Origin of the sequence: Halomonas sp. HL-93, assembly GCF_900086985.1 — a bacterium.
In the GTDB taxonomy this organism is placed as follows: Bacteria; Pseudomonadota; Gammaproteobacteria; order Pseudomonadales; family Halomonadaceae; genus Vreelandella.
The window spans coordinates 3,794,051-3,808,402 of sequence record NZ_LT593974.1; the positions used below are offsets into that span (position 1 = coordinate 3,794,051).

The 14,352-nt window shown below is 55.8% G+C and carries 8 protein-coding genes; all 8 read right to left on the reverse strand.

Translation table 11 applies throughout. The features are described 5' to 3' along the window. Window positions 1–9: 9 nt before the first annotated feature. Complete coding sequence (gene rplC / locus GA0071314_RS17635) at window positions 10–648, reverse strand: 50S ribosomal protein L3 (RefSeq protein ID WP_074397848.1); 639 nt, start codon at window positions 646–648, stop codon at window positions 10–12. A gap of 151 nt (window positions 649–799) precedes the next feature. Beyond that, window positions 800–1,111 (reverse strand): 30S ribosomal protein S10, encoded by a 312-nt coding sequence (gene rpsJ / locus GA0071314_RS17640; RefSeq protein ID WP_009098983.1) that lies wholly within the window; start codon window positions 1,109–1,111, stop codon window positions 800–802. Window positions 1,112–1,270: 159 nt separating this feature from the next. Then, on the reverse strand, window positions 1,271–2,464 hold the full coding sequence (gene tuf, locus GA0071314_RS17645) for an elongation factor Tu (RefSeq protein ID WP_074397850.1): 1,194 nt from the start codon (window positions 2,462–2,464) through the stop codon (window positions 1,271–1,273). A gap of 29 nt (window positions 2,465–2,493) precedes the next feature. Then, complete coding sequence (gene fusA, locus GA0071314_RS17650) at window positions 2,494–4,617, reverse strand: elongation factor G (protein ID WP_074397852.1); 2,124 nt, start codon at window positions 4,615–4,617, stop codon at window positions 2,494–2,496. A gap of 178 nt (window positions 4,618–4,795) precedes the next feature. Then, entirely contained in the window at window positions 4,796–5,266 is a 471-nt protein-coding gene (rpsG, locus tag GA0071314_RS17655; protein ID WP_074397853.1) for a 30S ribosomal protein S7, read from the reverse strand. A 154-nt stretch (window positions 5,267–5,420) separates the two neighbouring features. After that, complete coding sequence (gene rpsL, locus GA0071314_RS17660; protein WP_009098973.1) at window positions 5,421–5,795, reverse strand: 30S ribosomal protein S12; 375 nt, start codon at window positions 5,793–5,795, stop codon at window positions 5,421–5,423. Between the two features lie 163 nt (window positions 5,796–5,958). After that, a complete protein-coding gene (rpoC, locus tag GA0071314_RS17665; RefSeq protein ID WP_074397855.1) occupies window positions 5,959–10,173 on the reverse strand; it encodes a DNA-directed RNA polymerase subunit beta' in 4,215 nt (1,404 codons plus the stop codon). Between the two features lie 10 nt (window positions 10,174–10,183). After that, window positions 10,184–14,260 carry a DNA-directed RNA polymerase subunit beta gene (gene rpoB / locus GA0071314_RS17670; RefSeq protein ID WP_074397857.1) on the reverse strand — a complete coding sequence of 1,359 codons (4,077 nt, stop codon included), beginning with the start codon at window positions 14,258–14,260 and terminating at the stop codon, window positions 10,184–10,186. Window positions 14,261–14,352: the final 92 nt, after the last annotated feature.

The window sequence follows — 14,352 nt, forward strand, 5'->3', positions numbered from 1 at the left end:
TTATCCCCTTCAGCCAGCTTTCACGGCGCTGCGAACGATAACGTCACTACCGGTTGCACCCGGTACGGCGCCTTTAATCAGCAGCAGGTTACGCTCGGCGTCGACACGGACGATCTCTAGGCTCTGCACGGTGCAACGGGCGTTACCCATTTGACCGGCCATCTTTTTGCCTTTGAAAACGCGACCCGGGGTCTGACACATACCGATAGAACCCGGCGCACGATGCGACAGAGAGTTACCGTGAGTCATGTCTTGGGTACGGAAATTCCAGCGCTTAACAGCACCCTGGAAGCCTTTACCCTTAGAGGTACCGGTCACGTCGATCATCTGACCAGCTTCGAAGAGGGATACGGTGAGTTCGCCGCCAACTTCAGGAGCCTCCTCGCCATCTTCAAGGCGAAACTCCATCAGTGAACGACCAGCCTCAACACCTGCTTTAGCAAATTGACCCGCCTGGGCTTTGCTGAGGTGCTTGGCCTTACGAGAGCCAGTTGTTACCTGAACCGCTGCGTAGCCGTCAGACTCGACAGACTTAACGCGTGTAACACGGTTAGGATCAACTTCAATAACGGTTACGGGCACGGATGCGCCGTCTTCGGTAAAGACACGAGTCATCCCGGCCTTTTTACCGACTAAACCGATAGTCATTCTCAGTTCTCCTATAGTGTACGGGGCTATCACCCGCTATGGCTGCCCTTTCCAGAGCATTCCACTAGCACGTTGTGTAGCGCCTCACGGCGCGGCGGCTGCTGCTCAATGATTTTCGTAATGAGCGCTGGGCCGCAAGTGTCTAGTGTAATTAGTCGAGCTTGATTTGCACGTCTACGCCAGCGGCGAGGTCGAGCTTCATCAGCGCATCAACGGTTTTCTCGGTCGGCTCAACGATGTCGAGCACACGCTTGTGCGTACGAATCTCATACTGGTCACGCGCATCTTTGTTGACGTGCGGCGAGATCAGAATGGTGTAGCGCTCGCGGTTGGTCGGCAGCGGAATCGGTCCACGAACCTGAGCACCAGTACGCTTAGCGGTTTCAACGATCTCCGCTGTGGACTGATCGATCAGGCGATGGTCGAACGCTTTCAACCGAATGCGAATCTTTTGGTTCTGCATTTGCCCTAAACTCCAATGGATGTCGACGGCGCGAGCCGTCTACCCACGCATTCAAAGGATGCGCATTATAGGCACGCCAAAAGCCCATGTCAAACATTTGCTAAGGGTGCGCAGAAAAGGGGGCTCTAACGAGCCCCCTTTCACATTCAGACAGACAACTTACTGAATGATTTTGGCCACAACACCAGCGCCGACGGTACGACCGCCTTCACGAATCGCGAAGCGCAGGCCGTCGTCCATGGCGATCGGAGCGATCAGGGTAACAACCATTTTCACGTTGTCGCCCGGCATGACCATCTCAACGCCTTCCGGCAGTTCACAGGTACCGGTGACGTCTGTGGTACGGAAGTAGAACTGCGGACGGTAGCCCTTGAAGAAAGGCGTGTGACGACCACCTTCTTCTTTGGACAGTACGTAAACTTCTGCTTCGAAGGTAGTGTGCGGGTTGATGGTGCCGGTCTTCGCCAGAACCTGTCCACGCTCTACGTCATCACGCTTGGTACCACGCAGCAGCGCACCCACGTTCTCACCTGCACGACCTTCGTCGAGCAGCTTACGGAACATTTCAACGCCGGTAACGGTGGTTTTAGTGGTGTCGCGGATACCTACGATTTCCACTTCTTCGCCCGCTTTGACGATACCGCGCTCTACACGACCGGTCACAACCGTACCACGACCAGAGATAGAGAATACGTCTTCGATCGGCATCAGGAACGGCTGATCGATGGCACGCTCAGGCTCAGGGATGTACTCATCCAGCGCCTTGATCAGATTAGCGACGGCCGTTGTACCCATGCCGTTCTCATCTTCACCATTCAACGCCATCAGCGCAGAACCAGTAATGATCGGCGTGTCGTCACCCGGGAAGTCGTACTCGTCGAGAAGTTCGCGAACTTCCATTTCGACCAGCTCGAGCAGCTCTTCGTCATCGACCATGTCCGCTTTGTTCAGGAACACAACGATGAACGGAACGCCAACCTGGCGCGACAGCAGGATGTGCTCGCGGGTTTGCGGCATCGGACCGTCAGCGGCCGAACATACCAGGATCGCGCCGTCCATCTGCGCAGCACCGGTGATCATGTTCTTGACGTAGTCAGCGTGTCCTGGGCAGTCAACGTGCGCGTAGTGGCGCTGTTCTGACTGATATTCCACGTGTGACGTAGCGATGGTGATACCGCGCTCGCGCTCTTCAGGAGCGTTATCGATGGTATCAAACTCACGCCAGTCGCCGCCGAAAACCTCAGCAGACACGCGGGTCAGGGCCGCAGTCAGAGTCGTTTTACCGTGGTCGACGTGACCGATGGTGCCGACGTTGATATGCGGTTTGGAACGTTCAAATTTTTCCTTAGCCACTGCTATAACCTCTTTACGTTAGCTAACGGTTAACCGTTTTGGTTGATGACGGCTTCAACGACGCTGGAGGGCGCCTCCTCGTACTTCGCGAACTCCATAGAGTAGCTCGCACGGCCCTGGGTTTGTGAGCGCAGATCGGTTGCGTAACCGAACATCTCACCCAGTGGCACCGTTGCACGGATGACTTTACCAGAAGAGGAATCATCCATGCCCTGCACCAAGCCGCGACGACGGTTCAGGTCGCCCATGACGTCACCCATAAACTCTTCGGGGGTCACGACTTCGACCTTCATCACCGGCTCCAGCAGCACGGCCTTGGCCTTCCTGGCACCTTCTTTCACTGCCATAGAAGAAGCAATCTTGAACGCAGTCTCATTGGAGTCCACGTCATGGTAGGAACCATCAAACAGCGTCACTTTAACGTCAATCATCGGGTAACCCGCAATGACGCCGTTTTTCAGCTGCTCATAAGCCCCTTTCTCTACCGCCGGAATGTATTCCTTAGGAACCACACCACCGACAATTTCGGAGACAAACTTGAAGAAGATTTCATCATCTCCCTCGCCTTTCTCTTCATACGTCAGCGGCTCGATGCGCATTACAACGTGACCGTACTGACCACGACCACCGGACTGACGTACAAATTTGCCTTCCTGCTCGACGCTGCCACGAATGGTTTCGCGATAGGCCACCTGCGGCTTACCGATGTTAGCCTCAACCTTAAATTCGCGACGCATACGGTCGACAAGAATGTCGAGGTGAAGCTCACCCATACCCGAGATGATCGTCTGACCGGTCTCTTCGTCGGTCTTCACCTGGAAGGAAGGATCTTCCTGGGCCAACTTGCCCAGTGCGACACCCATCTTCTCTTGATCGGCTTTGGACTTCGGCTCAACAGCCACCGAGATCACCGGATCCGGGAATTCCATACGCTCGAGTACGATCTTGTGATTGATATCACACAGGGTATCGCCCGTGGTGACGTCTTTTAGACCGATACACGCAGCGATATCGCCGGCGCGCACTTCTTTGATTTCTTCACGCGAGTTGGAGTGCATCTGAACGATACGACCCACGCGCTCTTTCTTACTTTTGACCGAGTTATATACCCCGTCGCCCGAGTTCAACACGCCCGAATAGACACGGATGAACGTCAGGGTACCGACGAACGGGTCGGTAGCAATCTTGAACGCCAAGGCGGCAAACGGCTGATCATCGTCCGCTTCACGGGTATCGACGGTGCCGTCCTTGTCGTCAAGCTCACCTTCAATCGCCTTAACTTCGGTGGGTGACGGCATGTATTCGATAACGCAATCAAGTACCGCCTGAACACCTTTGTTCTTAAAGGCAGACCCGCAGGTGATGAGAACGATTTCATTAGCCAGGGTACGCGCACGCAGACCGGCTTTGATCTCTTCGATGGTCAGTTCCTCACCTTCGAGGTACTTCTCCATCAAGTCATCAGAACCTTCCGCTGCCGCTTCGATCATCTGCTCGCGGTAGGTTTCTGCGGTTTCTTGAAGCTCTGCAGGAATATCAACCAATTCATAATTCATACCCAGGCTGGCTTCATCCCACAGGATGGCCTTCATCTGGATAAGGTCGATAACGCCCTTGAAGTCTTCTTCCGTACCCCAGTTAATCTGGATCGGTACTGCATTAGCACCCAGACGCTCTTTCAACTGGTCAACGACCATGAAGAAATCAGCGCCGGTACGGTCCATCTTGTTGACGAAGACCATACGCGGGACTTCGTACTTGTTGGCCTGGCGCCATACGGTTTCGGTCTGCGGCTGAACGCCGGAAGAGCCGCACAGCACAACCACCGCGGCATCGAGTACGCGCAGAGAACGCTCAACTTCGATAGTGAAGTCAACGTGCCCAGGTGTGTCGATGATATTAATGCGGTGCTCAGGAAACTGCTTACTCATGCCCTGCCAGAAACAGGTCGTTGCAGCCGAGGTGATAGTGATACCACGCTCCTGCTCCTGCTCCATCCAGTCCATAGTCGCTGCACCGTCATGCACTTCACCCACTTTATGGGAAAGGCCGGTGTAGAACAGTACCCGCTCGGTTGTCGTGGTTTTACCCGCGTCAACGTGAGCAACGATACCGATATTGCGATAGCGATTAAGTGGTGTCTTGCGAGCCACGGTGAAACTCCCGTTTGTTGGCGATGCTCGTGATTCTAGCGATGCGTTTTCTGCTTATGCCGCCGCCGTCACCATGCATGGTAACGGCGGTGCGTTGCGATCAAGCGACGTATGACGTTGACAAAGCGCAACCCAGCAAAACGCAAACCCAGAAACGCCGAATTTAAAAACGCTGATCTTAAAAACGGTAGTGCGAGAAGGCCTTGTTAGCTTCTGCCATACGATGCACGTCTTCGCGCTTCTTAACGGCAGAGCCTTTGCCTTCAGCGGCATCCAGCATTTCGCCTGCAAGACGCAGAACCATCGTTTTTTCACCGCGACGACGCGCCGCGTCAACCAACCAGCGCATGGCAAGCGCCTGGCGGCGTGACGGACGAACTTCAACCGGCACCTGATAGGTCGCACCACCCACGCGGCGCGACTTCACTTCGACCATCGGCTGGATGGTTTCCAGCGCTTTGTCGAAGATTTCCAGCGGCTCTTCTTTACTACGCTCGGCAACCTTGTCCAACGCACCATACACGATGCGCTCAGCTACGGACTTTTTACCGCTGAACATCAGGTGATTCATAAACTTGGCTAGGCGCTCACTTCCGAACTTGGGATCCGGCAGGATTTCGCGCTTAGCTACAACTCTTCTTCTAGGCATGATAAGCCCTCAATTTAAGGATCCTTCAGGTAAACTCGGAACTCACGCTTGGCGTTGGCGCTCAGCGCCGCCCGACCTTACTCTTATCAGACCATCATATACATGATAAACATCTCGTACGGCGGCTGCTTACGCAGCACCGCATAGCGTCGAATTAAGACTTCGGACGCTTGGTACCGTACTTAGAACGGCCCTGCTTACGATTCTGTACGCCAGAGGTGTCAAGGGCGCCACGCACGGTGTGATAACGCACACCGGGCAAATCCTTTACACGACCGCCGCGAATCAGCACTACAGAGTGCTCTTGGAGGTTGTGACCTTCACCACCGATATAAGAAGACACCTCAAAACCGTTGGTCAGGCGCACACGGCATACCTTACGCAACGCCGAGTTAGGCTTCTTAGGGGTGGTAGTGTAAACGCGCGTACATACGCCGCGCTTTTGCGGACAAGCCTGAAGCGCGGGCACGTCACTTTTAGTGACGGGGCGCTTGCGCGGCTTGCGCACTAGCTGATTAATCGTTGCCATGGTGTTTAGCTGACTCCAATGGTTGCCTGGCCTTTCAGCGGCTGCGGGCGCACCCACCCCACTGTTAAAGGCTGCGCATTCTAAAGGCTGACCCTAGCCGCCGTCAAGTCTTGCCGGTCGTTTAACCAGCAAGACGAAGGCGGCATAAGGTCAGATAGTAATGTTAGAGCTCGTCGTCGGAATCCAATGCGGTCAACTGAGCTCCCAGCTCCTGCTCTACCTCGGTCGCCGAGGGGGTGAGCAGGCGCTCTACGTCTTCGCGCTTGCGACGACGCTCCGCGTGGTGAGTCAAACCGGTACCTGCAGGAATCAGGCGACCCACTACCACGTTTTCTTTCAGGCCGCGCAGGTAATCGCGCTTGCCGGTCACCGCTGCCTCGGTCAGAACGCGGGTCGTTTCTTGGAACGACGCTGCCGAAATGAACGACTCGGTGGCCAGGCTGGCCTTGGTGATACCCAGCAGCAAGCGCTGATACTTGGCCGGGAATTTATCTTCCTTCTCAAGCCGCACGTTCTGCTCTAGTACGCGCACCAGTTCTGCCTGATCACCAGTGATAAAGTCAGAGTCACCCGAGTCGGTAATTTCTACCTTGCGCAGCATCTGACGCACGATAACTTCGATGTGCTTATCGTTAATGCCGACACCCTGCAAACGGTACACATCCTGAACTTCAGCAGTAATGTACTTGGCGAGCTCCGCCACTCCCAGTAGCCGCAGAATATCGTGCGGATTACTTGGGCCATCGGAAATCACCTCACCCTTTTCGACGGTTTCACCCTCGAAGACGGCAATTTGACGCCATTTAGGGATCAGCGTTTCAAATGGATCACCAGATTCAGGCGTAATCGTCAGACGACGCTTACCTTTGGTTTCTTTACCGAAGCTGATAACGCCGCTGATCTCCGCCAGTATCGCCGACTCTTTCGGCTTACGTGCTTCGAACAAGTCAGCAACACGTGGCAGACCACCGGTGATATCTTTGTTGCCCGACGCTTCAACCGGAATACGGGCCACTACTTCACCCACGCCGATCGTCGCACCGTCATCAACGGAGATGATCGACTTACCCGGCAGCAGATACTGTACCGGCGTGTTCGAGCCGGAGACCGACACGTACTCACCCGAAGCATCTTTCAGCATGACCATAGGACGCTTGTCGCGACCCGCCATCGGGCGTGCTGCCGACTCGATAACCTCAATAGACGACAGGCCAGTCATCTCATCGACAGTGCGGTGCATGGTGACACCCTCGTCGAGATCGATGAACTGGGCCTTACCTTCGACTTCGGCAACGATTGGGTGGGTGTGCGGGTCCCACTTAGCCACAATCGTGCCAGCATCGACGACATCGCCATCGCGCACGGAAAGCTCAGCGCCGTAAGGCAGCTTGTAGTACTCACGCTCACGGCCATGGTCGTCGGCAACGGCAAGCGCACTCGAACGAGATACGACCACCAATTTGCCGTCGGCGCGCTCAACATTCTTGATGTTGTGCAACCGCACTTTGCCGCCATGCTTCACTTGGACGCTATCAACCGCAGAGGAGCGCGATGCCGCACCACCGATGTGGAACGTGCGCATGGTCAGCTGGGTACCCGGCTCACCGATTGACTGTGCGGCAATAACGCCAACGGATTCACCGATATTAACCTGATGACCACGCGCCAGATCACGACCGTAACAAGCAGAGCACACGCCGTGCGGTGTGTCACAGGTAATGGTGGAGCGCACGATGATCTCATCGACCCCCATGGTATCAAGCTCGGCACACCATTTTTCGTCAAGCAAAGTGCCCTTGGCGATAAGCACTTCATCAGTGCTGGGGTCGACCACATCGATAGCTACCACACGGCCCAGCACGCGCTGGGACAGCGGTACGATAATATCGCCGCCTTCGATGATCGGGTGCAGCGTGAGGCCGTTTTCGGTGCCACAGTCGGTCTCGGTAATCACCAAGTCCTGGGCAACATCGACCAAACGGCGGGTCAAGTAACCGGAGTTAGCCGTTTTCAGTGCCGTATCCGCCAGACCTTTACGTGCACCGTGAGTCGAGATGAAGTACTGCAGTACGTTCAAGCCTTCACGGAAGTTGGCGACGATCGGCGTTTCGATGATTGAGCCGTCCGGCTTGGCCATCAGGCCACGCATACCCGCCAGCTGGCGAATCTGAGCGGCAGAACCACGCGCACCGGAGTCGGCCATAATGAAGACGCTGTTGAACGAGTCTTGCTCGACTTCATTGCCTTCGCGGTCGATTACCGTTTCTTTCGAGATACCCGCCATCATCGCCTTGGCCACTTTATCGTTGGCCTTGGACCAGATGTCGATCACCTTGTTGTACTTCTCGCCCGCCGTGACAAGGCCGGAGGAGAACTGGTCTTCAATCTCTTTGACTTCGGCTTCGGCTGCATCGACGATTTCGGTTTTCGCATCGGGAATAACGAAGTCGTTAACGCCGATGGAAGCGCCGGACCAGGTAGCCAGACGGAAGCCGGTGTACATTAGTTGGTCAGCGAAGATAACGGTCGGCTTCAAACCAGCACGACGGTAAACCTCGTTGATCAAGCTAGAGATGGCTTTCTTTTTCATCGGCTGATCGATCAGATCGAACGGCACGCCTTCCGGCAGGATACGGAACAGCAATGCACGACCTACCGTGGTGTCGTAAATACGGCGGTGTGCGGAACGTTCGCCGGTTTCTTCGTCAACATCCACTTCGTCCAGGCGAACCTTGACGCGAGCGTGCAACGATACCGATTGGGTACCAAAGGCGCGCTCTACTTCATTGAGACCAGAAAACACCATGCCTTCGCCTTTGGCGTTGATCTTCTCACGGGTCATGTAGTACAGACCCAGAACAACGTCTTGCGAGGGTACGATGATCGGCTCGCCGTTAGCCGGCGACAGCACATTGTTAGTGGCCATCATCAGCGCACGGGCTTCAAGCTGGGCTTCTAGGGTCAGCGGTACGTGTACCGCCATCTGGTCACCATCGAAGTCGGCGTTGTAGGCAGCACATACCAGCGGGTGCAGCTGGATCGCTTTACCTTCAATCAGCAGCGGCTCAAACGCCTGGATGCCCAAACGGTGCAGCGTCGGTGCACGGTTAAGCAGTACCGGGTGCTCGCGGATAACATCAGCAAGGATGTCCCACACTTCCGGCAGCTCGCGCTCGACCATCTTCTTGGCAGCTTTAATCGTTGAAGCGTAGCCCAGCGACTGAAGCTTGGAGTAGATAAACGGCTTGAACAGCTCAAGCGCCATTTTCTTCGGCAGACCACACTGGTGCAGGCGCAGCGTCGGACCCACGGTAATCACCGAACGGCCAGAGTAATCGACGCGCTTACCCAACAGGTTCTGACGGAAACGACCCTGCTTACCTTTGATCATGTCGGCAAGCGATTTCAGCGGGCGCTTGTTAGAGCCCGTGATCGCACGACCACGACGGCCGTTGTCGAGCAGTGCATCGACGGCTTCCTGAAGCATGCGCTTCTCGTTGCGCACGATAATATCCGGCGCATTGAGGTCAAGCAGACGCTTCAGACGGTTGTTACGGTTGATCACACGACGGTAAAGGTCGTTCAAATCAGAGGTCGCAAAGCGGCCACCGTCAAGCGGTACCAGCGGACGCAGGTCCGGCGGCAGCACGGGTAGCACTTCCATGACCATCCACGCCGGCGCATTGCCGGAATGGTAGAACGCTTCAAGCAGTTTCAGGCGCTTGGAAAGCTTCTTAATCTTGGTTTCAGAGTTGGTCTGCGGAATTTCTTCGCGCAGGTGGTTAATCTCTTCTTCCAGATCGATGTCTTTGAGCAGTTCCTGAACGGCTTCGGCACCCATACGGGCGTCGAAGTCGTCGCCGAACTCTTCCAGCGCTTCGAAGTACTGCTCGTCGTTCAACAGCTGACCACGCTCAAGGGTGGTCATGCCTGGGTCGATCACCACAAAGCTTTCAAAGTACAGCACGCGCTCGATATCACGCAGGGTCATATCGAGGAACATGCCGATACGCGACGGCAGTGACTTCAGGAACCAAATATGGGCTACCGGAGAGGCTAGCTCAATATGCCCCATGCGCTCACGGCGCACGGCGGCTTTGGTTACTTCCACACCACACTTCTCGCAGATGATGCCACGGTGCTTCATGCGCTTGTACTTGCCGCACAGGCACTCGTAGTCCTTCACCGGGCCAAAAATCTTGGCGCAGAACAGACCGTCGCGTTCCGGCTTAAAGGTACGGTAGTTGATGGTCTCGGGCTTCTTCACCTCGCCAAACGACCAGGAGCGAATCATGTCCGGCGACGCCAGGGTAATCTTGATCGCGTCAAACTCTTCGGACTGAGATTGCGATTTGAGTACTTTCACCAAATCTTTCATGGGACGGCTCCTAGCTCTCTAACTCGATATCGATGCCCAGCGAGCGGATTTCCTTCACGAGTACGTTAAAGGATTCCGGCATGCCTGCCTGCATGGTGTGGTCGCCATCCACGATGTTTTTGTACATCTTGGTGCGGCCTTCGACGTCGTCCGATTTGACGGTGAGCATCTCTTGCAGCGTGTAGGCCGCGCCATAAGCTTCCAGCGCCCACACTTCCATCTCACCAAAGCGCTGACCACCGAACTGCGCCTTACCGCCCAGCGGCTGCTGGGTGACGAGCGAGTAAGAGCCGGTAGAGCGCGCGTGCATCTTGTCGTCGACCAAGTGGTTAAGCTTCAGCATGTACATGTAGCCAACGGTGACCGGACGGTCAAAAGCATCGCCGGTACGGCCGTCGTACAATGTCATCTGACCTGACTCGGGAATACCCGCGAGCTTCAGCAGGTGTTTGATTTCGTGCTCTTTGGCACCGTCAAACACCGGCGTCGCCATGGGCACACCCGCTTTAAGGTTTTTCGCCAGTGCAATGACTTCTTCATCGCTTAGCGAATCAATGTCTTCCACGCGAGTGCCAGGCGTATTATACACCTGACCCAGGAAGTCACGGATTTCAGCCACTTGCTGTTCGCGGGCGTCGCGTAGCATGGCGTCGATCTTGACCCCTAAACCACGTGCGGCCATACCCAAGTGGGTTTCGAGGATTTGGCCTACGTTCATCCGCGATGGTACGCCCAGCGGGTTTAGCACCACGTCAACCGGCTCGCCCTTCTCGTCAAACGGCATGTCTTCGATCGGCATGATCGCTGAGATAACACCTTTGTTACCGTGACGACCGGCCATCTTATCGCCCGGCTGAATGCGACGCTTAACGGCCATATAGACTTTGACGATTTTCAGCACGCCGGGGGCAAGGTCATCGCCCTGGGTCAGCTTGCGCTTCTTGTCTTCAAAGCGCTCGTCCATTTCTTTACGACGGTTTTCCAGCTGCTCGTCGGCCTGGGCCAGCAACTCGTTATACGACTCATCCTGCATGCGCAGCTTGAACCACTGCTGGCGAGGCAGCTCATCGAGGTAGGCCTCGTCAAGGGTATCGCCTTTCTTGAGGTTCGGGCCGCCGTTAACCACCTGACCATCAAGGGTACGCTTGAGGCGTTCGAACGTGGCGTCCTCGGCGATACGATAGGTTTCCTGCAGATCCTTACGTACTTCATCCAGCTGCATTTGCTCGATGGCCAGGGCGCGCGAGTCTTTCTCAACGCCGTCGCGAGTAAACACCTGTACGTCAATCACCGTGCCTTTCATACCCGTTGGGGCACGCAGCGAGGTATCTTTAACGTCCGACGCTTTCTCGCCGAAGATGGCACGTAGCAGCTTTTCTTCCGGCGTCAGCTGGGTTTCACCTTTCGGCGTGACCTTACCCACCAGAATATCGCCCGGCCCTACCTCGGCACCGATGTAGACAACGCCTGCTTCATCCAGCTTGCCTAGCGCCGATTCGCCGACATTGGGAATATCAGAGGTAATTTCTTCAGGCCCCAGCTTGGTGTCACGGGACACACTGGTCAGTTCCTGAATATGGATCGTGGTAAAACGGTCTTCTTGTACCGCCCGCTCGGAGAGCAGGATGGAATCCTCGAAGTTGTAGCCGTTCCAGGGCATGAACGCGATGCGCATGTTCTGGCCAAGTGCCAGATCACCCATATCGACGGACGGGCCGTCGGCGAGGATATCACCACGGGCGACATTATCGCCTGGGCGTACGATCGGGCGCTGGTTCATGCAGGTGTTTTGGTTCGAGCGGGTGTACTTGGTCAGGTTGTAGATATCAACCCCGGCTTCACCGCCGATAATCTCATCTTCATTAACCCGGACCACTACCCGACGCGCATCCACGGAGTCGATGACCCCGCCGCGACGCGCCACGGCACAAACGCCGGAGTCGCGTGCAACGAAACGCTCCATCCCGGTGCCCACTAGCGGCTTCTCGGCGCGCAGCGTGGGGACCGCCTGACGCTGCATGTTGGAACCCATCAAGGCCCGGTTGGCGTCATCGTGCTCAAGGAACGGAATCAGGGCCGCGGCCACTGACACGACCTGGCGCGGTGACACGTCCATCAGCGTGACTTGCTCAGGGCGCATAAAGGTGGTTTCACCCCGATGGCGGGCCTGAACCAGGTCATCGCTCAGCTTACCGGATTCGTCCACTGCGGCTGACGCCTGGGCGATAACGAAGTCGCCTTCTTCAATCGCCGACAGGTGAACGATGTCATCGGTCAACTGACGATCTACCACCTTACGATACGGCGTCTCAAGGAAGCCGTAGCTGTTAGTGTGGCTGTAGGTTGCCAGCGAGTTGATCAGGCCGATGTTCGGGCCTTCTGGCGTTTCGATCGGGCATAGACGCCCGTAGTGCGTGGCGTGTACGTCACGTACTTCGAAGCCAGCGCGCTCGCGGGTAAGACCACCTGGGCCGAGTGCTGAAACACGGCGCTTGTGGGTTACCTCGGAAAGCGGGTTGTTCTGGTCCATAAACTGCGAGAGCTGGCTGGAGCCAAAGAACTCTTTCACCGCCGCCGCGACCGGCTTGGCGTTGATCAGATCCTGGGGCATCAAGCCTTCGCTTTCGGCCATGGAAAGACGTTCTTTCACGGCACGCTCAACGCGCACCAGGCCAACGCGGAACTGGTTTTCGGCCATTTCGCCAACGCAGCGAATCCGGCGGTTACCCAAGTGATCGATATCATCAACGTCACCAAAGCCGTTGCGGATGTTGATCAGCTCGCGCAGCACGTCGAGGATGTCTTTGCGATCCAGTACACCAGAGCCAGTATCGCCCTCGCGACGTAAACGACGGTTGAACTTCATGCGGCCCACGCCCGACAGGTCGTAGCGGTCCTCAGTGAAGAACAGGTTGTGGAATAACGTCTCGGCCGCTTCTTTAGTGGGCGGCTCACCGGGGCGCATCATACGGTAAATTTCCACCAGCGCTTCCAGCTGCGACCCGGTTGTGTCGAGCTTCAGCGTGTCGGAAATAAACGAACCGCAATCCAGGTCGTTGGTATACAGCGTCTCAATACGTGTAATACCGCCATTCGCCATGGCCTCTAGAACGTCCGGGGTAATTTCGGTGTTGCACGGACAGATCAGCTCGCCGGTTTTAGTGTCGATCTGGTCTTTGGCCAAGGTTTTTCCGAATAGATACTCCATTGGCACGTCCAGGCGCTCAAGGCCCGCTTTTTCAAGCTGACGGATGTGCTTCTGGGTAATCCGACGTCCTTCTTCAACAATCGTCTCGCCTTTGCCATCCTTGATATTGAAGGTGGCGGTTTCGCCACGCAGCCGTGACGGCACAAGCTCCACGGAAAAGCCTGACTTTTCAACATGGAAAACGCTGGTTTCGAAGAACTCGTCGAGAATCTCTTCCGCGCTCATTCCCAGCGCACGCATGAGCACCGAGGCCGGCAGCTTACGCCGACGGTCGATACGCACGAAGACATTGTCTTTAGGATCGAATTCGAAGTCTAACCAAGAACCACGGTAAGGGATAACCCGCGCTGAATAGAGCAGCTTACCGGATGAGTGGCTTTTGCCTTTATCGTGATCGAAGAAAACACCGGGTGAACGGTGGAGCTGGGAAACAATAACCCGCTCGGTACCGTTGATCACAAAGGTACCGTTCTCCGTCATCAGGGGGATTTCCCCCATGTAGACTTCTTGCTCTTTAATATCTTTGATTGCTTTGTTCGAGGAATCGCGATCATAAATGATCAAGCGAACCTTGACGCGCAGCGGGGCGGAATAGGTTACTCCGCGCAGCTGGCACTCCTTAACATCGAACGCCGGCGTGCCGAACCGGTAGCTGACATACTCAAGCGCCGCATTACCGGAGAAGCTCTCAATCGGGAACACGGACTTAAATGCCGCGTGCAAGCCGACCTCGTGCCGCTCGTCGGGCGAACGATCTTGCTGGAGAAAGTCGTAATAGGAATCAAGCTGGATGGCCAACAAATAAGGCACATCCATCACTTGTGGCAGTTTGCCGAAATCCTTGCGGATGCGTTTTTTCTCAGTATATGAGTAAGCCATCTGTATTCCCCAGCTTGTTCACCATGGGTGACCGATGCGTGGTCATCTGCCCTGCGGGCGTGTCAGACGCGAACAGCAAGCTCCAGGTCCGG